This is a genomic window from Gemmatimonas sp., assembly GCF_044344655.1.
Taxonomy (GTDB): domain Bacteria; phylum Gemmatimonadota; class Gemmatimonadetes; order Gemmatimonadales; family Gemmatimonadaceae; genus Gemmatimonas.
The window spans coordinates 38,136-60,840 of record NZ_JBIJCN010000008.1; the positions used below are offsets into that span (position 1 = coordinate 38,136).

At 67.5% G+C, this 22,705-nt stretch carries 23 protein-coding genes; 1 reads left to right on the plus strand and 22 read right to left on the minus strand.

Annotated elements, in window-relative coordinates; all coding sequences use genetic code 11:
- Positions 1 to 44: 44 nt before the first annotated feature.
- Positions 45 to 689, plus strand: a complete 645-nt coding sequence (locus tag ACIQ51_RS04355) for a redox-sensing transcriptional repressor Rex (RefSeq protein ID WP_396203785.1) — start codon at positions 45 to 47, stop codon at positions 687 to 689.
- Here ACIQ51_RS04355 and rsmA read toward each other — a convergent pair.
- From rsmA to ACIQ51_RS04465, 22 genes are all read right to left on the minus strand, one after another.
- Complete coding sequence (gene rsmA / locus ACIQ51_RS04360; RefSeq protein ID WP_396203786.1) at positions 665 to 1,558, minus strand: 16S rRNA (adenine(1518)-N(6)/adenine(1519)-N(6))-dimethyltransferase RsmA; 894 nt, start codon at positions 1,556 to 1,558, stop codon at positions 665 to 667. The genes ACIQ51_RS04355 and rsmA overlap by 25 nt on opposite strands.
- The gene (locus tag ACIQ51_RS04365; protein ID WP_396203787.1) at positions 1,555 to 3,189 is read right to left on the minus strand and encodes a PP2C family protein-serine/threonine phosphatase; all 1,635 of its coding nucleotides are present in this window, start codon (positions 3,187 to 3,189) and stop codon (positions 1,555 to 1,557) included. Before ACIQ51_RS04365 ends, rsmA begins: the two co-directional genes overlap by 4 nt.
- A complete protein-coding gene (locus ACIQ51_RS04370) occupies positions 3,186 to 3,611 on the minus strand; it encodes an ATP-binding protein (RefSeq protein WP_396203789.1) in 426 nt (141 codons plus the stop codon). Before ACIQ51_RS04370 ends, ACIQ51_RS04365 begins: the two co-directional genes overlap by 4 nt.
- 97 nt (positions 3,612 to 3,708) lie before the next feature.
- On the minus strand, positions 3,709 to 4,041 hold the full coding sequence (locus ACIQ51_RS04375) for an STAS domain-containing protein (RefSeq protein WP_396203790.1): 333 nt from the start codon (positions 4,039 to 4,041) through the stop codon (positions 3,709 to 3,711).
- A 28-nt stretch (positions 4,042 to 4,069) separates the two neighbouring features.
- On the minus strand, positions 4,070 to 5,065 hold the full coding sequence (locus tag ACIQ51_RS04380) for a phosphate acyltransferase (protein WP_396203791.1): 996 nt from the start codon (positions 5,063 to 5,065) through the stop codon (positions 4,070 to 4,072).
- Positions 5,062 to 5,622, minus strand: coding sequence for a pantetheine-phosphate adenylyltransferase (coaD, locus tag ACIQ51_RS04385; RefSeq protein WP_396203792.1), 561 nt, complete (start codon positions 5,620 to 5,622; stop codon positions 5,062 to 5,064). Before coaD ends, ACIQ51_RS04380 begins: the two co-directional genes overlap by 4 nt.
- Complete coding sequence (gene rsmD / locus ACIQ51_RS04390; RefSeq protein WP_396203793.1) at positions 5,619 to 6,140, minus strand: 16S rRNA (guanine(966)-N(2))-methyltransferase RsmD; 522 nt, start codon at positions 6,138 to 6,140, stop codon at positions 5,619 to 5,621. The genes coaD and rsmD overlap by 4 nt, the downstream gene beginning before the upstream one ends.
- A 2-nt stretch (positions 6,141 to 6,142) precedes the next feature.
- Positions 6,143 to 7,957: a single-stranded-DNA-specific exonuclease RecJ gene (gene recJ, locus ACIQ51_RS04395; RefSeq protein WP_396203794.1), complete on the minus strand. Its 1,815-nt coding sequence runs from the start codon at positions 7,955 to 7,957 to the stop codon at positions 6,143 to 6,145.
- Positions 7,958 to 8,187: 230 nt separating this feature from the next.
- A complete protein-coding gene (dnaG, locus tag ACIQ51_RS04400; RefSeq protein WP_396203795.1) occupies positions 8,188 to 10,146 on the minus strand; it encodes a DNA primase in 1,959 nt (652 codons plus the stop codon).
- Between the two features lie 32 nt (positions 10,147 to 10,178).
- Positions 10,179 to 12,620, minus strand: a complete 2,442-nt coding sequence (locus ACIQ51_RS04405) for an endonuclease MutS2 (protein ID WP_396203796.1) — start codon at positions 12,618 to 12,620, stop codon at positions 10,179 to 10,181.
- Between the two features lie 67 nt (positions 12,621 to 12,687).
- Positions 12,688 to 13,152: a GatB/YqeY domain-containing protein gene (locus tag ACIQ51_RS04410; RefSeq protein ID WP_396203797.1), complete on the minus strand. Its 465-nt coding sequence runs from the start codon at positions 13,150 to 13,152 to the stop codon at positions 12,688 to 12,690.
- Positions 13,149 to 13,337, minus strand: a complete 189-nt coding sequence (gene rpsU, locus ACIQ51_RS04415; RefSeq protein WP_291163493.1) for a 30S ribosomal protein S21 — start codon at positions 13,335 to 13,337, stop codon at positions 13,149 to 13,151. Before rpsU ends, ACIQ51_RS04410 begins: the two co-directional genes overlap by 4 nt.
- Before the next feature lie 159 nt (positions 13,338 to 13,496).
- Positions 13,497 to 13,838 (minus strand): histidine triad nucleotide-binding protein, encoded by a 342-nt coding sequence (locus tag ACIQ51_RS04420; protein WP_396203798.1) that lies wholly within the window; start codon positions 13,836 to 13,838, stop codon positions 13,497 to 13,499.
- Positions 13,835 to 14,629 carry an RsmE family RNA methyltransferase gene (locus tag ACIQ51_RS04425; protein ID WP_396203799.1) on the minus strand — a complete coding sequence of 265 codons (795 nt, stop codon included), beginning with the start codon at positions 14,627 to 14,629 and terminating at the stop codon, positions 13,835 to 13,837. Before ACIQ51_RS04425 ends, ACIQ51_RS04420 begins: the two co-directional genes overlap by 4 nt.
- Positions 14,602 to 15,471: a 50S ribosomal protein L11 methyltransferase gene (locus tag ACIQ51_RS04430; protein ID WP_396203800.1), complete on the minus strand. Its 870-nt coding sequence runs from the start codon at positions 15,469 to 15,471 to the stop codon at positions 14,602 to 14,604. The genes ACIQ51_RS04425 and ACIQ51_RS04430 overlap by 28 nt, the downstream gene beginning before the upstream one ends.
- Complete coding sequence (dnaJ, locus tag ACIQ51_RS04435) at positions 15,464 to 16,597, minus strand: molecular chaperone DnaJ (RefSeq protein WP_396203801.1); 1,134 nt, start codon at positions 16,595 to 16,597, stop codon at positions 15,464 to 15,466. The genes ACIQ51_RS04430 and dnaJ overlap by 8 nt, the downstream gene beginning before the upstream one ends.
- A gap of 138 nt (positions 16,598 to 16,735) precedes the next feature.
- Positions 16,736 to 17,794, minus strand: a complete 1,059-nt coding sequence (gene hrcA, locus ACIQ51_RS04440; protein WP_396203802.1) for a heat-inducible transcriptional repressor HrcA — start codon at positions 17,792 to 17,794, stop codon at positions 16,736 to 16,738.
- A 12-nt stretch (positions 17,795 to 17,806) separates the two neighbouring features.
- Positions 17,807 to 19,012 (minus strand): radical SAM family heme chaperone HemW, encoded by a 1,206-nt coding sequence (gene hemW, locus ACIQ51_RS04445; protein ID WP_396203803.1) that lies wholly within the window; start codon positions 19,010 to 19,012, stop codon positions 17,807 to 17,809.
- The gene (gene dprA / locus ACIQ51_RS04450; protein WP_396203804.1) at positions 19,009 to 19,887 is read right to left on the minus strand and encodes a DNA-processing protein DprA; all 879 of its coding nucleotides are present in this window, start codon (positions 19,885 to 19,887) and stop codon (positions 19,009 to 19,011) included. Before dprA ends, hemW begins: the two co-directional genes overlap by 4 nt.
- Entirely contained in the window at positions 19,868 to 20,890 is a 1,023-nt protein-coding gene (gene obgE, locus ACIQ51_RS04455) for a GTPase ObgE (protein WP_396203805.1), read from the minus strand. The genes dprA and obgE overlap by 20 nt, the downstream gene beginning before the upstream one ends.
- A 67-nt stretch (positions 20,891 to 20,957) precedes the next feature.
- Positions 20,958 to 21,644, minus strand: a complete 687-nt coding sequence (locus tag ACIQ51_RS04460; RefSeq protein ID WP_396203806.1) for a carboxymuconolactone decarboxylase family protein — start codon at positions 21,642 to 21,644, stop codon at positions 20,958 to 20,960.
- Between the two features lie 15 nt (positions 21,645 to 21,659).
- Complete coding sequence (locus ACIQ51_RS04465) at positions 21,660 to 22,658, minus strand: asparaginase (RefSeq protein WP_396203807.1); 999 nt, start codon at positions 22,656 to 22,658, stop codon at positions 21,660 to 21,662.
- Between the last annotated feature and the right edge of the window lie 47 nt (positions 22,659 to 22,705).

The window sequence follows — 22,705 nt, forward strand, 5'->3', positions numbered from 1 at the left end:
TTCACCAGTCTTTGTGAAGAATTTCACAAGCCATCCACGACGCCGTGAAACGCATCGCCGACTCGACCGTACGCCGCCTGTCGATGTACCTCCGCTACCTGGAGGATCTCGACACCCGTGGCCAGCACACCGCGTCCAGTGACGAACTGGCCCACCTCTGCGGGACGACCCCCGCGCAGGTCCGGAAGGACCTGTCCTTTTTCGGGTCGTTCGGCAAACGTGGGCTCGGGTACCCGGTCCACGAGCTCACCGCGCGGCTCCGCGAGATCCTCGGCTTGCAGCGTGAATGGAAGGTCGTCATCATCGGCGCCGGCAAGATCGGGGCGGCACTCGCCAACTACCGCGGATTCCGCCAGCGCGGCTTCAGCGTGGCGGGGGTGTACGACAACGATCCAAGCAAGATCGGTCAGCCGTGGGGCGAGGCGGTCATTCGCCCGATGGACGCGCTGGTGGGAGACATCAGCGCCGACGACGCCCCCATCGCCGTGCTGGCCATTCCAGCGGATGGCGCGCAGGCGGTCGTGGACCGCATCGTGGCGGCGGGCGTGCGCGCCATCCTCAACTTCGCGCCAACGCAGATCACCGTGCCGCCGCACGTGAACCTCAAGAGCGTCAACATGGCGATGGAACTCGAAGGGCTGTCGTTTGCCCTCACGAACGCGGGCTATCTCGACGAAGGCGCCGCCTGATCGTCCCGCCCGCTCACGTCGGCCAGCGCCCGCACGAGTAATGCAAACTCGGCGGGCGTCAGTGTTTCAGGGCGCACTTCGGGATTGAGCCCGCAGGCCGTGACCACAGCCAAGGCCCGCTCCGCATCGAGAGACGCGGCCGTGCGGACCACTCGAACGAGTTGCTTTCGGCGAAGCCCGAACGCCGCCAGCACGAAGCTGCGGAACCGCTTTTCCAGCGCAGCCTCCACGACAGGCGTCGCCCTCGGCGTGAGCGACACCACCGCACTGTCCACCGCCGGCGGAGGATTAAAGGCACCGGGAAGGACTTTCCGGATGAACGTCACGTCCACGACCGACTGCAGGTTCACACTCAGGGCCCCATACGTCTTATCTCCCGGCGGCGCAGCCATCCGGTCCGCGACCTCTTTCTGCACCAGATACACCGCTTGGTCTGGCCGCGGAACCTCCAAGGCGTGGAAGATGATGGGGGTGGTGATGTAGTAGGGCACATTGCCGGCGAGGACGTATGGTCCGCCGGCCAACTCGGCAAGGTTGGTGTGCAAGACGTCCGCCTCCACGATCTCCACGTGTGACTTGCCGGCGTAGCGCGCGCGAAGATGTTGCACGAGATCCCGGTCGACCTCGATCGCGACCACCCGCCCTGCCCGCTCCACCAGCCGGTCAGTCAGCGCCCCGCGCCCCGGTCCGATCTCGAGGACGGTGCGGTCGCCGATCGCCCCGAGGGTGTCTGCGATGCTGTCGAGCACACGCCCGTCGGTGAGAAAGTGCTGTCCGAACCGCTTGCGCGGCGCCGGCAGTCTCCCTGCCCCGCTCCGCCCGCCGGGATTCTTCTCGGGACGCGATCCAAACCGACGTCCGCCGCTCACGGCCGGTCCACCACGACGACCGTGCAGTCATCACGAAGCGCGGTAGACCCGACGTGGGCCTGCAGTTGGGAGAAGAGTGCGTGGAGCATCTGGTCCGGGGTTTCGCCGTGGGTCATGGAAGCAAGGGTATCGAGAAGGGGCTGCTCGGTGAGGCGACGCCCCTGGGCGTCGCGCGCGTCCACCATGCCATCGGTGAAGAAGACGAGACGCTGCCCAGGCTTCCACGTAATGACGCACTCTTCAATCGTGTCATCGCACCAGCCGAGGGGTGGGGCCACGGCGCCAAGGCGCACGAGCTGCCCGTCTGCAGCAAGCACGAAGGCGTGCGGGTGCCCGGCGTTCGCGAAGCGCAGCTCGCCGGCCCGTATGTCGATCACCGCATAGCACATCGAGATCGACATCTCGGTGCTTTCGAGTTCGTCGCGCAACGAACGATGGACCGCCTCCAGCGCGATCGACGGATCAAACGCCGCCTGCACGTGGATCCCCGCGGCGCTGAGGGCGAGGGCCATGATCAGGGCCGACTGATAGCCGTGCCCTGAGACGTCGCCGATCAGCACCCCGGTCCGATCGCGATCGAGGCGTGCGAGCAGGAAGAAGTCGCCCCCCACGCTTTCCGCGGGAATCACGCGAGCCGCCGCACGTGCTTCGGGCTGCACCACGCGAGGATTGGGCAACAGCTTGAGCTGCAACTCATTGGCGAGCTGCATCTCGCGCGCCATTTGCTGCCGCTCTACAGCGGCCCGTACGAGCGACGCGTTGTGCATGGCCGTACCGATCTGCGTGCCCACGGCCACCGCCAGCTTGCGATCGCCCGCCGTGAAGGACGATCCACCCTCTCGACCGGCAAGCACCAGAACGCCCAACGGGGTGGCGACGGGATCCGTCGCCCGGCGCGTGGGAATCGCGAAGGTGCCCGTGATCCCGATGCCGCTGCTGGGCCGCGCGATCGCGACCGCGAGGAGCGGAGCGCCACGTGTCGCGAGCACCGGATCGCCAACCATGGCGGCCTGCCCATCCTCCGTGCAGGCGCCACCGGCCCGGTACGCGCGCACCGCGATGTGATCGTGGCGCTCCAGCGCGATGGCCTCGTACTCCGCGTCACCAAGGCCAAGGGTCGCGATCGGTGCGAGCGCGCCCTGCGAGCGATCCGCCCGGAGAAAGACCGCGCGCCGCGCGCCGATGGTGGCGGCAAGTTCGACGAGGAGCGTCTCAGCGACCTCCTCAACCGAGGTCGTCCCGCCCAGGAGCTCGCCGATCGCGTACAGGAGGTTGATCTCCTCGTAGCGCTCGGCGAGTTCACGGGTGGCGCCGTCCCGCTCACGCGTGAGTCGACGCACGACGGGCACCAGGCGCCCGAGGAGCCGATCCGCGTCGGCCGCGTGTCCCGGTTCGACGAAGAGCCAGCCCACGCTGTCTCCGGTCGTGACGAGTTGCGCGTGCAAGGCCTGCGCGCGTGCCCACGTGGCCACATCCCATGCGGCGGCGCCGGGCTCGGTACGATCGGCGAAGGCGACGGAAGAGGCTCCAAGGAGCGTGGGGGTGACGGCGCCCTCCCGTCGCTCCCAGATGGCAGCATCACGCCCGGTGGCCTCGAGAAACGCGGCCAGAAGGGCGGCGACCTCAGTCATGCCTTGTTCAGAATGAGCCGGAGCAGGTGGCCCGCGGCGTGATCCAGACAGCGGTTTTCCACCCGGTCCATGAGTTGCCGCATGAGAAAGACCCCGCGCCCGTCCTCGCGCTCGAGCCAGTCCACATCCTCGGGTGATTGCTCCACGCCATCGAGCTCGAAGCCACTCCCCTCATCGACCACCTCGACCACCAGCTGCTCCATGCTGACCCGCACGACCACCACCACCTGCTTCTCGTGCGCACCGCCGTTGCCACGCACCATGGCGTTGGTCACGGCCTCGGTGATCGCGATGGGTACGTTGAGCCGGCACTGCCTCGAGGAAAACCCGGCGGCCTGACAGAGGCACACCACCTCGTCGACGAGCGGAGCGATGTGCTGCACGTCCGAGGCAAGGACCCACCGCCGCGAGACCGTCGTCATGCGTGCCTCCGTGACAGACGCCGCCGTGACCGCCCGCACCGTGGACGCATCCACTTGGGGAGCGCGGGCGCGGGACGAGACACGGGTCGCCACCGAATCAGCGGGCCGCAAGCGCGTCGGCGCGGGTGGCGTAGAGGGGGAAGAGCGCATCGAGACGCGTGAGTTCGAAGAGCGTACGCAAATCGTCGTTGAGCCCCACCAGACGCAGGTCACCACCGACGTCGCGGAGACGTCGGCTGAGCGAGACCAGCGCGCCCAGCCCCGAGCTGTCGATGTAGCCGGAGGTGGTGAAGTCGACGACGACGACCCGTACGCCCTGCTCCACGGCGTCGAGAATCGCCTGCTTGAACTCCTGCCGGTTGGTGACCACGAGGTGGCCCTCGATCGTGACGATCAGGGCGTGGTCCGTGTGCTCCAGCGTGAAGCTCATGCGGTACCTGGGGTACAGGGAAAGTGGATCACGCCGCGCCTGCGACCTGCAGGGCGGTGATGGCCGCGACATGTGCAATGTCGTCGGCTGTCGCCCCTCGCGACAAGTCGCTACAGGGTTTGGCGAGCCCCTGCAGGATCGGCCCGATGGCCGTCCCGTGCGCAAGACGCTGGGTAAGCTTATAGGCGATATTGCCCGCATCGAGCGAGGGAAAGACGAGCACGTTGGCCGTGCCGGCCGCCGCCTCTCCCGGTGCCTTGCGGCGAGCGAGTTCGGGAATGAGGGCTGCATCCACCTGCAGCTCACCGGACACGATCAGCGACGGGGCCGCGGCCCGCACCATGGCCACCGCGTCCCGCACCTTGCTGACCGAGGGGCCATCGGCGCTTCCCATGGAGCTATAGGAGAGAAACGCCACCCGCGGCTCGTCGCCGACAATACGACGGCGATCCGCCGCGGCAGCGAGCGCGATGTCGGCCAGCTGGCGTGCGCTGGGGTCGGGCACTACGGCACAATCGGTGAACGTGAGTACCTCCGTCGCGCTGCTGCGGAAGGGCGGTACGATCAGATAGAACGACGACGATACGGTCTTCACGCCAGGGGCCGCACCGATCGTCCACAATGCGGCGCGCAACACATCGGCCGTGGTATACACGGCCCCCGCCACGCAGCCGTCGGCCTCACCAAGGGCCACGAGGCTGTCGGCGAAGTACAACGGTTCACGGGCCAGGCGTTCGGCATCTTCGCGCGTGAGCCCCTTGTCGCCCCGCCTGGCCAGCAGATGCGCCACAACCCGCTCGGTGCGTGGGTCCGTGAGCGGATCAAGGAGCATCGCTCCCGACGGCATTTCCCCTGTAGGGGCGTCGCCGCGACGAACGACGATCGGGCGGACCGACCCGCGCTTCTCCAGCGCCAGCACGGCCGACACCGTGCGGGGATCGGTCGCTTCGGGAAACAGAATCGTGCGCGGGGCCAGAGCCGCCCGCGCATGCACGGCATCAAGGAACGCGCCGGCGCCGGTCATCCCCGCCCTTCTCGCCCCATCGCCAGTTCGCGATAGCGCTCGATCAGTGCCCGCCCCACCACCGGGTGCACCAACCCGGACACATCCCCTCCGAACCTCGCCACCTCGCGCACCATGCTGGAGCTGATGTAGGTGGTGTCGAGCGAGGGCGTCATGAAGACCGTTTCGAGGTCTGGATACAGGTGACGGTTCATAAGCGCGAGCTGGAACTCGTACTCGAAGTCGCTCACGGCCCGAAGCCCGCGCACATTGACCCGTGCCCCGACCTCCCGCGCGAACTCGACGAGCAGCCCCGAGAAGGCACGGACCTCGATGCGCGGGTCGTCGCCAATACACTCGCGGATGAATGCGATCCGCTCGTCCACGCGGAAGAGCGGCTGCTTGTTGACGTTGTTCGCAACCGCCACGATGAGGCGATCGGAGAACGTCAGCGTGCGCTTGATCAGGTCCTCGTGCCCGTGCGTGATCGGGTCGAACGAGCCGGCATAGAGCGCGATAAGCGGGCCCTGGGCCCGCACACTGGTGGCATCGGCCTGGACGGCCGGATCGGGGGTCACGGAACGGTGCGAAAGAAGGTCAGAGCGGTGGTGCCATACCGGCGGGTCTCGCCGATCGCGGGGAGTGCGACCGCTGCTGAATGTTCAACGGCGAACACCGTGGCGAAAGGGACCGCCAGCCACTGCTCCACCAAACGGTGCGCCGTGTCTGAGGCGTACGGCGGGTCCGCGAAGGCGATGTCGTAGGCCTCCGCCGGCAACCGCTGCACGAATCGCACGGATTCGTCACGGTGCAGCACAGCTCCCTCGTGGCCTCCCAGGCCAGCGAGGTTCTTCTCGATCACCGTCAGGACTCTGGGGGCCTGCTCCACGAAGTCGCACTGCGCCGCGCCCCGGGAAAGGCACTCGAGTCCCAACGCCCCACTCCCTGCACACAAGTCCAGCACCCGCGCATCGGGCAACAGGGGGTGCACGATGCTCATCCATGCCTCACGCACGCGATCGCCTGTGGGGCGTACCGCCTCACCCGGCGGGGCCTCGATCCGCCGTCCCTTCCATCGCCCGGCAATGATCCGCACGCTCACTCCTCTCCATGACGAAGGTCGGCCAGGCGCAACTGCAGCCGCGACACGCCGCGGTACTCGTCACGCTCGAGCTTGAAGGCAATGTCCAATGCACGCGTCATATCCAAGGTGGCGGCACGCGGGGCCATGCCCCACCCGATCGCCTCGAGCTCTCCCCGGGTCATGTCGATCGACAGCTTGAGCCCGTCCGCGCCAACCTTGCGCGGTGCACGGGTGAGCCGGGCACCGCGGGCATGAAACAGCGGCGCCGCATTCCCCACCCCGAACGGTTCGAAGTGACGCACCAACTTCTCGAGATCCTCCCCCACCAAGTGCAACGGCACCTCGAGATCGACACGCAACTCCGGCACCAGATCGTCGGGGGCAAGGCGCTTCCGCGCCACCGCGTCAAAGCGGTCGACAAACGCCGGCAGCTGCTCTGCGCGCATGGTCAGCCCCGCCGCCGCCCGATGGCCGCCATAGCGCATGAACAGCGAAGCACAGTCACCCAGCGCACCATGCAGATCAAAAGCGCTGATCGACCGCCCCGATCCCTTGCCAATGCCATCCTCAACGGCGACCAGCACGGCCGGGCGGGCGGTTTGCTCCACGATGCGCGAGGCAACGATGCCGATCACTCCCGCATGCCAGCCGTCCTGATACAACACGTGCGCGTAGCGATCACGCATGTGGGGTTGCTCGACCTGACGCATCGCCTGATCGAGAACGACCTTGTCGAGTTCCTGCCGGGCGCGATTGAGTTCCTCCAGCTCGCGAGCAATCGCGTTGGCCTCATCGTCCCGCTCGCAGAGCAGCAGTTGCAGCCCACGCTTGGCATCGGCGATGCGGCCAGCGGCGTTGAGACGCGGCGCCAACACAAAACCCACGCGACCCGCCGTCAACGCCTTGCCCTCGAGTCCTGACGAGCGGATGAGCGCACGCAGACCGGGGTGGGTGGTTTCGTTGAGCAGCTTGAGCCCATACCGCACGAGCACGCGATTCTCGCCGCGAAGGGGGGCGACATCGGCGATCGTTGCGAGAGCCACGAGATCGAGCTGGCGGTGCGCGAGCCCGGCCGAAACACCGAATGCGTCGCAGAGCGCAAGCGAGAGTTTGTAGGCCACGCCAACGGCAGCAAGATCCTTGTCTGCCGAGCGACAGCTCGGATGACGCGGGTTGCACACCGCATAGGCGGGCGGCATCCCGTGGCCCGGCAAATGATGATCGGTAACGATCACATCGATACCGGATGCCATGAGCTCCTGTACGGGCCCATGCGCACTGGTACCGCAATCACAGGTGACCACGAGGGTCGCGCCAGCGGCACGGGCGGCGGCCACCCCCGCGCTGCCAAGATCGTAGCCATCGGTCAGGCGATTGGGCACGAATGGTACGACGCGCAGTGCTCCCAAGCCTCGGAGCACGCGTGTGAGCAACGCGGTCGACGACATGCCGTCCACATCGTAGTCGCCGTGCACGAAGATCGTCTCCTGGGCCCGTACCGCCTCAGCGATTCGCGACACGGCCCGGTCGCTGTCGTGAAGCGCGGACGGGGCCTCCACGTGCTCGAGACGCGGCCGCAGGAATCGCTTGGCGGCGTCCGCGTCACGATAGCCGCGCGACACCAGCAGGCGGCAGACCTCCTCGGGCAACAACAGGTCGCGCTGGAGTGCACTCACCAGCTCAGCCGGCGGCGACGCCGCCGGCACCCAGCGCGCAGGGGGGCGCAGCGACGTCGGCGTGGTGCGCGGCGCAGGTGCGTCGGCGCCCCCGAGATTGAGCGCAGACACCGGAGCACCAAAGGGGAACACGGAGCGAGGGGGAGCGGTCACATCGACAATCTACGAGGACCGGCGTGTACGGGACACCCGATCCGGCGCGCGGCGCATCGTAATCACGCGGCCCCCAGAACGGAGCCGCCGGAACCTATGCATGTCACTCCTTTCGCACGGTGCGGTCGCTACCTCCGACGATATCTCGAGCGGAATCCTCTGCCGGAGCCCCAGCAACGCCGTGAGCGGCCGACCGGTCCCGGATCACTCCAGCGTCCCTCTGCCGGCGCTCAGGGCTTGTGCTTGCCGCGTGGTGATCGCATGGGTAGCAGCCGCCGCATTTCCGCCTCGAGTTCAAGCCGCTCGCGCATGAGGGTATCCTGTGCCTCTCGTGACGCCGTCCGCATGGCGTCCCGGATCTCATCCACCCGCAGTTCCAGCACGCGCGCATCGAGCTTGCTGAGACTGAGGCCGATATCGGCGGCCTCGAGATCGTAGTGGCCCGCATCCGTCAGATCCCGCAGGGCCTTCACGGCCTCCGCCGACAGCCGCTCGGCGATCTGCTCGAGATCGTCGCCGAGGGGAGCGTTGAGCAGCACATCGAAGAGCTCACGGTACCGAGCGTCTCGGAATGCGTCGGGCGGATGGCGCTCGGCCACACGCTCCGCCACACCGCGATCCACCAGCATGGCACGCACGAGCGCCCGTTCGACCGGCTCGTCACGCCGTGGGCGTGGCGGGATGTTGGTGGCTTGCCATTCGGGCCCCTGCTTGTAGCCGCGCTTGCGTCCCGGCGTCCACACCGGCTTATCAGAGGCGGGAGGCGGCAGCGGCGCGGTCTCGATCCGTCCTTCGTCCACGCCCGAATACTCCGGGAGTGGCCCATCGAACGGCGGCGGCTCCTCGCCCTCCGCCAACGCCCCCGCGCCGCCGCTCCCGGACAGGGCGCTGCGACGCCGCTCAATCTCCGGCACCGCGTCGGCTTCTGCGGCGAGCGTGACCTTGTCGAGATGCGTGGCCTCGGCGAGGCGCCCGAGGTACATGTCGCGCGTAAGCGGTTCCTTCGCCGCCCGGATGGTGGGGAGCAGCTTGTCGATCGCAGACCGCCGATGCCGAAGGTCGGCAAACCAGCCGCGCCGTTCGAGCAATTGCACCTGTCGATCGAAGAGGTCGATGGCATGACCAAGCTGCGCCTCCATGGGGGCGCGACCGTTTTTGCGTACGAAGGTGTCCGGATCCTCACCATCGGGGAGCGAAACAACCTGCACCTTCGCCTTGGCGCGGAGCAACTCGAGTCCGGAGCGGAAGGTGGCCTTTTGCCCGGCGTCATCGCTGTCGTAGAGGAGGAAGACATCGCCCGCGTAGCGCACGAGTAACTGGGCCTGCTCCTCGGTCAGCGCTGTTCCGAGTGGCGCCACGACCTCCTCCAAACCTGCGAGCGACAGACGGATCGCATCGAGATAGCCTTCCACCACGATCGCACGCGCCGCACGCCGCATGGCTTGCTTGGCGGTGTGCAAGCCGTACAGCGTGCGGCGCTTCTGGAACACCGGTGACTCAGGGCTATTCAGATACTTCGGTTGATCGTCTCCCATGGCGCGCCCACCGAAGCCAACGTGGCGACCGAGTTCATCCTGAATGGGAAACATCACGCGCCCGCGAAAGCGCAACCGCGGCTCGCTCTCGCCGTCGCGCAGCACGAGCAGCCCCGCTTCAAGTTGCCGCGCATCGTCGATGCCGAGGGAATGCAGGTAGCGACGCAGGGCCTGTGCGTCGCGCGGTGCAAACCCCAACCCGAATCGTTGCCACGCATGCGGGTCGAGCGCCCGCGATTCGAGATACTCGCGCGCAGCGCGGCCAACCTCGTGATCGAGCAGTTGGCGTTGGAACCACTCGGCCGCTGCGGCGAGCGCCTCGTAGTTGGGCGCGTTCGGATCCGGCGCCTGCGCACGCCGCGGCGCATCGATCACCTCGATGCCGACCTTCTCCCCGATGAACTTGACCGCGGATGGCCAGTCGAGCCCGAGCCGTTTGCGGACGAACGTGAACACATCGCCGCTTTCGTGACAGACGAAGCAGTGATAGCTGGCTGTCGACGGTGATACGGAGAAGTTGGGGTTCTTGCCCTGATGGAACGGACACGGCCCGCGCCACGAGCCCCCCGACCGTTTGAGCGGCACGAATTCACTGATGACTTCGACGATGTCCGCTGCAGTGCGGACCTGTTCTACGGTCTCGTCGGGGATCATGGGCGCGGGCGCATGACTGGAATCAATGCACGCTAGGCGAGTTCTGCCACGGTGACACCGGCGCCACCCTCATTCCAGGCCCCAAGCCGGAACCCCGAGACCCGGGTGTCCTTCTTGAGCATTTCGCTGACGCGGGCGCGTAGCGCCCCCGTGCCCTTTCCGTGGATGATCCGTAACTCACGAAGATCGTTGCGCACGGCGGCATCGAGGGCCTGCAGTACCTGGTCATCGACTTCATCCACCCGAAGCCCGCGCACGTCCACTTCGCGCACCGGCTCCACTTCGGGGATGTCCCCGAGCGACAGGCGAATCGCGGCCTGGGGGGCCGCCTTGGTACGCGACAACGAGGTGAGGGGGACGTTCACGGTGAGTGATCCGACCGCGACGCGCGCCTCACTCCCCCGCACCGACATAATGCGCCCGACCTTGTCACCGAGCGTACCCACCAGCACATGGTCGCCCTCAACGAGGGGCGCGACTACGGCAGGGGTCGCGGCAGCTGGGCGGTGCGCGTAGCCCGGGCCGCGCTTCTTCTCATCGGCACGGGCACGCTCGCGCGCCGCACGCTGGTGCACGGCCTCAGCGGCCGCACCCTGTGCCGCCGCCGCTTCCTCAACGGTTCGCCGTGCCACGCGCGCCGCCGCGTCGAAGGCCTCGCTCTCAGCGGCTGCCCGGGCACGAATGTCGGCGATGGCCCGCTCCACCTGCCCACGGGCTTCCAGCAGGTACTGGCGCGCTTCCTGACGCGCCGCGCGCTCAGCCTCGCGCTCCCGCTCGCGCACCTTGAGCTCCCGATCACTGACCGTGGCGAGCCGCGAGCGCAGCTTGTCGTTCTCGCGATCCATGAGTCGTTCGCGGTCGGTCAATGCGGATTCGCGTGCCTCCACATCAGCCAGCAGTACCGCCAGATCACGCTCGCCAACCGGCAGGCGCTCCTCGGCCCGTACGATCACCTCTTCCGGCAACTGCAGGCGGCGGGCGATGCTGAGGCCATAGCTGCGCCCCGGCACCCCCTTCAGCAAGCGATAGGTGGGCGCCAGCTGCACGGCGTCGAATTGCAGCGACGCATTGACCACGCCCGTGACCTCGGTGGCCAACAGCTTGAGCTGGCCAAGGTGCGTGGTGGAGAGGGTGAGCGTTCCACGGCCGGTGAGTGTTTCGAGAATCGATCCGCCGAGCGCTGCGCCCTCGGCGGGATCGGTACCGGATCCCAGCTCGTCGATGAGTACCAGCGAGGATGGGGTAGCAGAGCGCAGAATCTCGCCGAGGTTCTTCAGGTGTGCGCTGAAGGTGGACAGGCTCGCCTCGATACTCTGTTCATCCCCCACGTCAGCGAACACGTCGTCGAACACCGGCAGCCGACTCATGGCACCAACCGGTGCCGGCACGCCCGCCTGTGCCATCATGCACAACAGGCCAATGGCTTTGAGCAGCACCGTCTTGCCGCCCGTATTGGGCCCCGACACCAGCAGCGTGCGTTCGTCAGCGGTGAGCGTGAGGTCGAACGGCACGACCGGCGTTCCCTTGGCGAGGAGCAGCGGATGCCGACCGTCGACGATCGTGAGGCCCTCGGCGGGGGCGCCGAAGGCGAGCGAGGCGCAATTGGCCTCGAGGCTGTACTTCGCACGTGCGTAGAGGGCATCGAGCGCCACGAGCGCGTGGTAGGCACCAAGGATCTCGTCGTGATACGGACGGATCTCGTCGGTGAGCTCGCGCAGCACACGCTCCACCTCGCGCTGTTCTTCGATCTCGAGTTCGCGCACCCGATTGCCAAACTCCACGGCGGCGGGTGGCTCGACGAAGATGGTGGCGCCGGTCCCGGAGCTGTCGTGAACGATGCCGCCCACGTACCCCTTCGCCTCGCGTCGCATGGGCATGACCCATCGGCCATTACGCATGGTGACCGAGAGGTCGCTGACCTGATGATGCGGCTCGAGCTTCCCCATTTCGCGCTCGAGTAGCCGTACCAGTTCCCCCTCTGCCTGGCGCAGCTCCTTCCGAACGCGACGCAGCGCCGGGGAGGCATCATCGCGCACGGTGCCATCCTCGCTGATGGCGCGCGCGATGGCCTCCTCGCGAGCGCGCAGATCCACGAGCGCCTGCGCAAATGCCACGAGATACGCGAGCGTAATGGCGGGGCGCCGGGGATCGCGGAGCGCGTCGCGAGTCCGCCGTGACGACCGCAGCAGCGTGGCGCCCTGGAGGAGTTCCAGCGCCGTCCACGTGAGCCCCTCGATGCGGAGCCGCTTCAGCGGTTCACCGAGGTCCGGAATGGGTTCGGTGGGCCACCCAAGCTCGGACACCACGAGGGAGCGCATCGCGTTCACGCGCGCATGTTCCGCTTCGATCCACTCGCGATCGGTGCGCGGTGCGAGCGCCCGCACGGCAGCGGCGCCGGAGGCGGAGGAGGCCCGACCTGCAACGTGCGCCAACAGGCGTGGAAACTCGAGAATGCCGAGCGCGTGCGCGTTCATGGGGCCCCGCAAGGGTGTCGGATCGAGCCGACGTTACGCAATGCTCACCCCGACCTAGCGGCCGGCGCTACCCGCGTGCGAGCTCTTCGCGCGCGATGGCGTTGATGAGGCTACCGTCAACCCGGCCCTTGAAGACGGGCATGACGCGAGCCATGACCGCACCGACGTTGGTCGCACCGCCCGTGATGGCCGCGAGGACTGCGGCACGTACCTCCGCCGGATCCACCTGGGCGGGCAGGTACGCTTCGAGCATGCTGATTTCCTGCTGCTCCTTCGACTGCAGGTCGGCGCGCCCGGCTTTGGCGTAGAGGTCGACGGACTCGCGGCGCTTCTTGACGCCCTTGCGGATCACATCGAGCACGTCGTCGTCGGTGACGTCCCGACGCAGTTCGATTTCGCGGTTCTTGACCTCGGACACCATCATGCCGAGGAGCATCACGCGCTCCTTCTGCTGTTCCCGTCGGGCGGCCGCCTGATCCGCCTGCAACCGCGCCAGCAGCGAGGTGCCGCTGGCGTCCACGGGACTGCTCACCCCTGACGGGTGCGGCGATTCTTGCGGACAGCCGCGTTCATCTTGCGCTTGCGGCGCTCCGACGGCTTCTCGTAATGACGATGCTTGCGCAGGTCGGACAGGATGCCGGCCTTTTCGCACTTCTTCTTGAAGCGCTTGAGCGCCCGCTCGAAATTCTCGTCCTCGTGGATGATGACTTCCGACAAACTGAACCTCGGGTGTGATCGCGAGAAACCCGCGACGTGTCAGGGAATGGGCAATGACCCTTTCGGGCCAGCCTCTAATGCTAGGCAGACCGGAGTCTGGGGTCAAGCCGCGGCTCGTGAACTAATTGCGTGTGCGACGGGGGCTTAGCGACCCCAAGCTCACCCGGGAGGCCAGGAGAACGCCCGACCACCGAGGACGTGCAGGTGGAGGTGCCCGACCGTCTGCCCCCCGTCGTTCCCGATATTGGTAACCACCCGATATCCGGACGCCGGTAGCCCTGCGTCCCGCGCCACCTGGGCCGCAAGCGCCATCACGGCCCCGAGCTCCGCGGGGTCGTCGGCAGTCGCCAGTGACGCCACATGGCGCCGGGGAATAACGAGTACGTGGACCGGCGCCTGCGGGTGCAGGTCCTTGAAGGCGAGCGCCTGCTCGTTGGACGCGACGACCGTGGCCGGGATGCTTCCGGCCACGATTCGGCAGAAGATACACGCGTCATTCATGGGGCCTCCAAGCGTTCGCCCGGGTGTGAGTCCGGCGTCCATTGGCGCCCCAGACTCGTGCGGGCCATAGACAGCGCCGCCATCGCGGCGGTCTCGAAGCGGAGGATAGTGGGGCCGAGGCTCACCCGACGGAATCCAGCGGCCTCAAGATGGGCGAGCTCGTCGCGTTCAAGGCCGCCTTCCGGGCCGACGGCAATGATGATCGGTGCCTGCAGTAGCAGGGCACCGGAACCAACCATCGGCTCGCCGGCAGGATCGAGGACAACCCTGTCGCCCACGGGCGCCGCGAGGATAGCGCGCTCGAGGTTGGCCTCGGGATAGGGCTGAGGCAACCACGCCCCCTCCGACTGTGTAAGCGCCCCTTCCATACGCGCGCGGACCTTCCCCTGGAAGCTCACCCCTTCGCCGCGCGGCGAGACGCTGCGCGAGCGCCGCCAGAGCACGGGGCGCCAACTCGTGGCCCCGAGTTCGGCCGCCTTTTCCGCGAGCCACAACATGCGATCCCGATCCGCCACGGGCACCAGCAGATGCACCGGGGGCAGCGGTTCCTGGCGCTCCACTTCCGTCACCTCGATCTGGGCATGCGCCTTGGTCAGCACGACCAGCTGCCCGGCCCCAATTCGTCCTTGGCCATCACGCAGCCCCACGACCGCGCCGGCACCGAGGCGCAGCACGCGCATGTGCCGCGCGCATGCCTCGTCGAGCGTGACGGTCCCCCCCGCCGCGAATGGCTCCGGCGCAATGAACTGCGGACGTCCCGCTGCTACGCCCTCACGATCGACACCGACCACCAGATGTCCTCCGCGTCTTCCTCGAGGATGGACCAGCCATGCGCAGCGAGCACCTCGCGCATCGTCTCGCGCTCCTCAAGCAGAATGCCACTCAGAATGGCGCTGCCGCCCTCCGTGAGCGACATGGTGATGAGTGGGAGCAGTTCGATCAGCACCGACGAAATGATATTCGCGAGCACGAGGTGCACCGGCGCCACCAGCGGCAGCAACGCCCCCGCATCCGCTTCAAACACATGGACCCGATCGGCGACCCCGTTGCGCTGCACGTTCTCCTCCGCATCCGGAATCGCGTCCGCGTCGAGCTCGATCGCGTAGACGCGCGCCGCGCCAAGTTTGGCCGCAGCGATCGACAGGATCACCACGTCACCGCTGCGCAGCCGGCGCGGCAACAACCGCACCACACCGCGCGTCGTCGGGTGCTCGCCGGTACCGAACGCCATCCCCGGATCGATGACGATGGTCGTCGCGGGATCCATCCCCTCCGCCAACCACGGCGGGGTCACGGTGAGCGGGCCGAGCTGGTGCGAACTGATGCGCGACTTCCACGCCTCGCTCCAGTCGATTGGGGGCACCGGAGCCGTTTCGATGACAGCCTGCTCGTCGGCCTCCGTGACGGCGCGGTGCACCGCCTCAAGAGCGCTGTGCGGTGGAAAGTGCGTGACGAGCGCGCGGCCGTCCTCATGCACACCCTGCGCGCCGACGGCGAACAGTGCGGCCAGGCAAGCGTCGCGCGCGCCGGCGTCCGCCCCCGGTTGCACCCGCACACTGATCCACCGACCAGCTTCGTTGGCCGCGTGCCCCGGATGGTCAACCGGCCCCGCCCCACCACTCGACTCAGGCACCGAGCGCCTCCTTCATTTTGGACCAGAAGCCCTTTTCCCGACGCTCAGGCGCCTTCCCCTGCAGCACTCCCAACCGCTCGATCAACTGCTGTTCCTCCCCGTCGACCGCCTGCGGCGTCCAGAGCTGCACCTTCACATGCAGATCGCCGGTACCGCTGGCATTCACCCGCGGTAACCCGCGGCCACGGAGATGAAACACGGTCCCGCTCTGGGTGCCCGCCGGCACGCGGAGCGCCAGATCGCCGGTCAAGCCGGGCACGGCGATGTCGGCCCCGAACACGAGCTGCGGGTAGGTCACCAACGCTTCGCAGAAAAGGTCTTCGCCATCACGATCGAATCGTTCATCGTCGTCGACCTCGAAGACCACGAGCACGTCACCGCGCGTACCGCCACGCGGCCCGACATTGCCGGCGCCACGCAGCGTCATGTATTGACCGGTGGCCACGCCGGGGGGGATGGTGATCTTGAGCGTACGATCGGCGCGCACGCGCCCCTCGCCGCGGCACTTCTTGCATGGGCTCGACACGACCACGCCCTCCCCCGCACACGTGGGGCACGGCGCGACCGACACGAACTGCCCGAAGAACGACCGCTGCGCCCGTCGCACTTCGCCGGCGCCACCGCAGGTCCCACAGCCTTGGGGTCTGGTGCCCGGCTCAGCGCCCGAGCCTTCACACTTGTCGCAGGCGTCAAGCACTTTGACCACCGCCGTCTTCTCCACGCCGGTGGCCACTTCGGTCAGCGTCAGCGGCAATGGGAGCTTGATGTCCGCGCCGCTGCGGGCGCCAGCCCGACGACCGCCCGCGGCACCACCGAACAGATCGCCAAAACCGCCGAAATCGCGCATGAAGATGTTGAGCGCGTCGGACAGATCCACATGCTCATAGGCCGACTGGGCACCACCGCCACGCAGCCCGGCTTCGCCGTAGCGATCGAACGCCGCGCGCTTCTGTGAGTCGCGCAAGACGTCGTACGCTTCCGTGATGGTCTTGAACTTTTCTTCGGCCTCCTTCGATCCGCCGTTGCGGTCGGGGTGCCACTGCATCGCCAGACGGCGGTACGCCTGCTTGATGTCGTCGTCGGACGCGTCGCGCGGTACGCCGAGGACCGCGTAGAAGTCAGCCATGGGGATATCTGCAATTGCCGGGAAACCTGAACGGACCCTGAAAGCTAACCCAGCCGGGCCCACAGTTGCCTCCCCGTGGGCGTGCCGCGCATCCGACGGCGCCCCCGTGGCTCCCCGCGCATTGGGCCCAGTGCGCGATCAGCAGAGAAGGTCTGAGACCAACCTCGAGGTGTGATCGACGAGCGCAATCACCTTGTCGTAGGGCATGCGGGTGGGGCCGATCACCCCGATCACCCCGCTCAGCGACCCCACATGGTACTCGGCGGTGACCACCGTAAATGGCTCGAACCGGGGGTCGCCATGCTCGTTGCCGATGGTGATGGAGATCCCCGGACCGCCGGAGCGGGACTCGAGCAATGTGGCCAACTGTTGCCGCGTCTCCGTCAGGGCGATCAACTGGCGCAGGCGCTCACCGCTCGCGAACTCCGGCTGATCGGCCAGCAACGACGGCTGGCCGAGCACCACCGTGTCGAGCGGCTCCGTCGCCGCGCGCGCAAAAACCTGATCGCCCTCTTGCACGAAGATATTGAGCAACTCGGCGGCTTCCGGCGTGGTGGTCACATCACGCAATCGGGTTACCAGCGAGGTACGTACCTGATCGAGTGTGAGACCAGCCAGCCGCTCGTTCAGTACGATCGTCACGCCCACTAGCGCCTCATCGGCAATGATGCCCGGCACTTCGACGAAGATTGTCCGAACAGCCCCACCGCTCAATGTGAGCACCATGAGAAGCCGGTCCGACGAGACGCGCACGAGCTCCACCTGCCGCAACGTGGCGCGATCGAGACGCGGCCCGAGGGCGACCCCCAGCTCCTGCGTGAGCACCCCGAGCGACTGTGCGGCGCGGCGAAGGATGGTCTCGATCGCCGAGCCGCCGCCGAGAATTTCCTCCTGAAGGCGGCGCTGGTCCTCCCCCGAGAGGGGATCGACCCGCATCAGCGAGTCCACGTACGTGCGGTACGCCTTGTCGGTGGGAATGCGCCCGGCCGAGGTGTGCGGATGGAAGAGAAACCCCTTCTCCTCGAGGTCGCTCATCGTGTTGCGGATCGTGGCCGGCGAAATCCCCAGGCCGAATCGGCGCGACAGCGTGCGCGAGCCGGCCGGCTCCGCGGTGGCCACATAGCTGTGGATCACCGCCTCGAGCACTTCCCGCTCCCGCTCAGAGAGTTCACCGCTGTGCGCCATATCGCGTGCCATAGAAGGCGAAGCCTACGAACGGCTTCGAAAGGCTGTCAAGTCGGCGGCCAGAGAATCCAAACGCAACCAGCCGTGGGGAGTACAGACCAGGCGCGCCCCGCCAGCATCGTCGACCACTTCCACCCATCCCGCACGGCGCCAGGCGTCCACGTGGGCCACTTCCACCGTCGACACGGCGAGACCATCGACGGTGCGCAGCCCAAGATACACCTGCTCCGCCAGCTGGTTCTCGCTCGTGAGCATCTCCTCACCTCCGATCGGATCGGTCAGTGTGCCGAGGGCACGCTCCCACGCGGTGAAGGCGTCACGGTTCCACCGACGGGTGCGCCCGTCGAACCCATGGGCCGAGGGGCCGAGGCCGAGGTACGGCACGCCGCGCCAGTAGGCACTGTTGTGGCGGGCCCGATGCCCGGGACGCGCGAAGTTCGAGACCTCGTAGTGCTCGTAACCGGCCGCCCGCAAGGTCTCGTGCGCAAGCAGGAACTCGCGCTCGTACCGCTCCTCGGGGGCCTCCTGCTCCTGCCCACGCGCATGCCACCGTCCGAGCGGCGTCTGCGGCTCCACGGTCAGGCCATAGAGCGAAATATGCGCGGGCTCCAGCGCGATGGCGCGTTCAAGATCCGCCGCCCAGTCGCGGGCCAGACGGTCGGGCGTGGCGAAGATCAGGTCGAGGGAGAAGTCGACCATGCCACCACGGCGGGCCTCACGGACGGCCGTCGCAGCGCCAGCCGCGTCGTGCACGCGGTGCATCCACGAGAGCACCAGGTCATCGAAGCTCTGGATGCCGATGCTCAGGCGATTCACGCCCGCTGCTCGCCACCGTGCGACGACGTCGGCGGAGATATCCTCGGGATTGGCCTCGAGAGTGACTTCGGCGTCGTCAGTCCACGCTACGTGATCGCGGAGGGCGTGCAACGTGGCGGCGACGCCGTCAGCGCCAAGCCGTGAGGGCGTCCCGCCGCCGAGATAGACGGTGCGCAGCATCCCGCTGCACTCCCCGACTCGTCTGATTTCACACTCGCGTGAGACGGCCTGAGCGAACTGGTGCCACGGGACGTCCCGACGCACCGCAATGGCGAAATCGCAGTAGCTGCAGCGACGGGCGCAGAAGGGAACGTGCAGGTACAGATGCTCGTAGCGCCGGCCACCCGGCTGAGGCGGCACATGCTGGGCCCCGGACCGATCCTCGTGCGGATCGCGTGGCTGCCCGAGGGTCATGCCAGCATGCTGGCGGGGCGCACATGCCCCGCCGCATCGAACGTGACCAGACCGTCGATCTCGAGCAGTGCGAGCAGCGCCGTTACCTGCCGCGAGGGCAAGCGGGTCTGCGCAGCGATGGCCGCCACGGTGGCGGCCCCGCTGCGGAGGGCATCCCAGCAGGCGGCGGCATCGCCGTCGAGCGTGAGACCCACCGTGGGCGTGGCCTGCAGATCGAGCAACGCGAGCACGTCCTCCGGGGCGAGAAGCGGCTCGGCGTCGTGGGACTTGATGAGCAGATTGCTGCCCCGCCCCGCTGGCGAATCGATGGGATGCGGCACGACCGCAAGGGTGCGCCCGAGCTCCCGCGCGTACCGCGCCGTGTTGAGCGCACCGCTCGACTCGGGCGCCTCCACCACCACGACGACTGAGGCCAGCGCGGCAATCAAGCGATTGCGCTGCGGGAACGCCCCCGCATGCCCGGCGTCTCCAGGGCCATGCTCGCTCAGGAGCAGCCCCTCGCGCGCAATGCGTGCCTGCAGGGCGCGATGCGCCCGCGGATAGACCTGATCGATCCCCGTCCCCAGCACGGCCACCGTGCGCCCTTCCGCTTCGAGTGCCGCGGTGTGCGCGGCCGCATCGATCCCGGCCGCGAGGCCACTGACCACGCAGACGCCATGTCGCGCACACAGGGTCGCGATGGTCTTTGCCACCCGTTCACCGTACGGTGTGGACCGACGCGTGCCGACAATGGCGACGGCGGGCGCTTCCGCGGTCGCCAGCGTACCGTGCACCCAGAGCGCACGGGGGACGGCCTTGAGGTCACGCAACGCCAGCGGAAAGGCCTCGTCCGCAGCGGTGAGGCAACGCACCGCCTCAGGGAAGGAGCTGGGCATCCTTCTCCGGCTGCAACGCCTGCGCGCGCATGGCCAGCAGCTTGCTCCACCAGCCATCAAGCATCACATCGAGCCCCTGACGTCCGGCGGCACTGATCGCGTACATCGCATAGGCATCGCGCGCGTCGATCTCGGGGATGTAGTGCTCTCCCAGCAAGTCGAGCTTGGAGAACACGACGCAGAACGGCTTGGCCGCGAGCTCCGCCGAATACGAAGCGATCTCGTGACGCAACTGATCGAGCTCCGCCTGCCAATCCAACGCGTCGATGGGAATGAGGAACGCGAGGAGTCGAGTGCGTTCGACATGCCGGAGAAATTGCAGCCCGAGCCCCTTGCCTTCGTGCGCCCCCTCGATGATGCCGGGGATATCGGCCACGACGAACGAGCGATGGTCGCTGAGGGGGACGACGCCGAGGTTGGGCGACAGCGTCGTGAAGGGATAATCGGCAATCTTGGGGCGTGCCGCGGAAATGACCGAGAGCAGTGTGCTCTTCCCGGCATTGGGCTGCCCCACGAGCCCCACATCGGCGATCAGCTTGAGCTCTAGCTCGAGCGTACGAATCTGCCCTTCCTCACCCGGCTGCCACTCGCGCGGCGACTGGTGGGTGGCGGTGACGAAGAAGGCATTTCCCTTCCCCCCGCGCCCACCCTTGGCCACCTGCAACTCGTCACCGTGCTCGAGCACTTCGCCGACGAGTTCCTTGCTGTCGCTGTCGCGGATGATGGTGCCGGGAGGTACCGGCAGCACCACGTCTTCTCCGGAGCGTCCGGTACGGTTGGAACCTTCACCGTGTTGGCCACGCTCCGCCTTCCACGAGTCGCGGTAGGTGTAGTCGAGCAGCGTGGTGAGGTTGCGGTCGGCGCGCACGATCACGTCGCCGCCACGGCCACCGTCGCCGCCATCGGGCCCACCCATGGGCACGTATTTCTCGCGACGGAACGAGGTCTGCCCCGAACCACCCGTGCCGGCTTCCACTCTCACAAGAACGCGATCGACGAACATCTGACTCTCTCTGGATTGACGCGAAACCTACGCGAACCTCTCTGCTGCTCACGCACCATCCGGTGCGCTATTTGCCCAACACCCGCGCCCACAGCCCCTGGTACCGCCGCACATCGTCGGCATGAAGCAAAGGCGCAATCACGTCGAGCGCCGCCGACACGGTCGCCTCGGCGGCCCCGGCATGCAGCGCTCCGTGGAGGTGCGAGTGCAACTGCCGATCCTGCCGGGCGATGGCACAGGCCGCGACCACGCACAGCTCGCGGCGCGCCAGATCGAGCGGCGCACGCGACAGCACCTTGCCGTACCCCTCTTCGACCATCCACCGATCGAGCGCCGGATGCAACGCATGGATATTCACGCGAAGGCGTTCGTAGAACCGCCCGTACACGGTGGAGCATGTCGCCTCGCCTTTCTCCTGCCGCTCGAGCGGTTCCTCGATGCCGTAGAGGTCCTGCTCGGGAGCCGGCACCCCGCTGAGCCGACGCCACTCGCGCGCCGCGTTGAGGGCGCGGGGAAATCCGGCAAAGAGGTACGTCTGCAGAATCACCTCTTCCACCCAGACATCACGCACACGGCCCACGACGTCGGCGAGCGCTACGCGCACCTGCGACTCGCTTCCGCCGGCGAGCACCGCCGCGAGTTGGACCAGCGCCGCCGTCTCCATATCAAGCGAGGGCAGCATAATGCCGCCTGCCACGTTGGGCGTCATCGAAAGTGGCGCCGTCTCATCGGCCGCACGCACGGGTGCCTTCATCGTGGTCACCCGAGGTCAGGAGGCGAATTCCAACCGATCACCTACATCCATGTGGCCCACCCGGATGAGGCCCACCGCTTCCCCGCGCGTATTGCGCACGGCCCGCTGCACATACTCACGCAGGGGCTCGGGGAGGGTGGCTGGCAGCGCATCATAGGCGGCAAGCAATGCCAGCACGGCCGGATACTGCGCACGCGGTGCACCGTCTTCGACCTTGAGGGCAAAACCGAGCCCTCGGTCTACGATGGCAAACGTGTGCACCCCTTCCGCGCCGATCTTGCACACCACGTTCCCGCCACAGGCGTTCATGAGCAGCGTATCGAAGCGATCGGTACCACCGACGAGGAACGGGTGCGAAGTCATGGCGCTCACCACGCGCCGGCTCGCGGCGTCGCCCTCGGCGGCGGCACGCACCAGACGCGCGTATGCCAACGCCATGTTGGCGAGGGGCAAGGCAAACACCGAGACGCCACAGCCATCCACCCCTACACCAATCCTGGGGATCACCATGCCCGTCCACTCAGCGACCGCCCGCAGGCAGTCCTGCTGCACCGCGTGCGGTGCTCGCTCGTACCCGGCGGTGGGAGCACCGAGCTGGGCGGCGCGCGCCAGCATTGCGGCATGCTTGCCGGAACAGTTGTTGTGGAGACGCGTGATCCGTTGCGCCGAGTCCCGAATCACGCGCGCCCCGCGGCTGGCCAACGGCTCGTGCGGGCCGCAGGCGAGGTCGCCCTCCTCGAGGCCGAGCCGCTCGAGCATGCGCTGGGCGATCGCGACATGTTCCGGTTCGCCCCCGTGCGACGCACACGCGAGCGCCAGTTCCTCCACCCCCCAGCCCAACGCATCGAAACCGCCGCTGCGCAACAGCGGCATCACTTGAAAGGGCTTGGCGCAGGATCTCCACCAGACCGGCAACTCCGGATCACGTGCGGCGTCGATCAGCGCGCCCTCGGCGGACACCACAGCCGCATGGACGCGGTGACGCGATTCGACCAGGCCATCACGGGTAACCACGACGTCCAGAGAACGTGTCTGCGCCGGGGGCCCGAATCCGTTGCCGA

What these genes read in the sequence shown, in the direction of transcription:
- obgE (WP_396203805.1), bottom strand. Translation starts at nt 20,890, where the DNA reads ATGTTCGTCGATCGCGTTCTTGTGAGAGTGGAAGCCGGCACGGGTGGT.
- ACIQ51_RS04375 (WP_396203790.1), bottom strand. Translation starts at nt 4,041, where the DNA reads ATGAGCTTCACGCTGGAGCACACGGACCACGCCCTGATCGTCACGATC.
- ACIQ51_RS04420 (WP_396203798.1), bottom strand. Translation starts at nt 13,838, where the DNA reads ATGAATGACGCGTGTATCTTCTGCCGAATCGTGGCCGGAAGCATCCCG.
- ACIQ51_RS04370 (WP_396203789.1), bottom strand. Translation starts at nt 3,611, where the DNA reads ATGACGACGGTCTCGCGGCGGTGGGTCCTTGCCTCGGACGTGCAGCAC.
- dnaG (WP_396203795.1), bottom strand. Translation starts at nt 10,146, where the DNA reads ATGATCCCCGACGAGACCGTAGAACAGGTCCGCACTGCAGCGGACATC.
- dprA (WP_396203804.1), bottom strand. Translation starts at nt 19,887, where the DNA reads ATGCCCAGCTCCTTCCCTGAGGCGGTGCGTTGCCTCACCGCTGCGGAC.
- dnaJ (WP_396203801.1), bottom strand. Translation starts at nt 16,597, where the DNA reads ATGGCTGACTTCTACGCGGTCCTCGGCGTACCGCGCGACGCGTCCGAC.
- hrcA (WP_396203802.1), bottom strand. Translation starts at nt 17,794, where the DNA reads ATGGCACGCGATATGGCGCACAGCGGTGAACTCTCTGAGCGGGAGCGG.
- hemW (WP_396203803.1), bottom strand. Translation starts at nt 19,012, where the DNA reads ATGACCCTCGGGCAGCCACGCGATCCGCACGAGGATCGGTCCGGGGCC.
- ACIQ51_RS04380 (WP_396203791.1), bottom strand. Translation starts at nt 5,065, where the DNA reads ATGACCGGCGCCGGCGCGTTCCTTGATGCCGTGCATGCGCGGGCGGCT.
- ACIQ51_RS04365 (WP_396203787.1), bottom strand. Translation starts at nt 3,189, where the DNA reads ATGACTGAGGTCGCCGCCCTTCTGGCCGCGTTTCTCGAGGCCACCGGG.
- ACIQ51_RS04460 (WP_396203806.1), bottom strand. Translation starts at nt 21,644, where the DNA reads ATGAAGGCACCCGTGCGTGCGGCCGATGAGACGGCGCCACTTTCGATG.
- ACIQ51_RS04405 (WP_396203796.1), bottom strand. Translation starts at nt 12,620, where the DNA reads ATGAACGCGCACGCGCTCGGCATTCTCGAGTTTCCACGCCTGTTGGCG.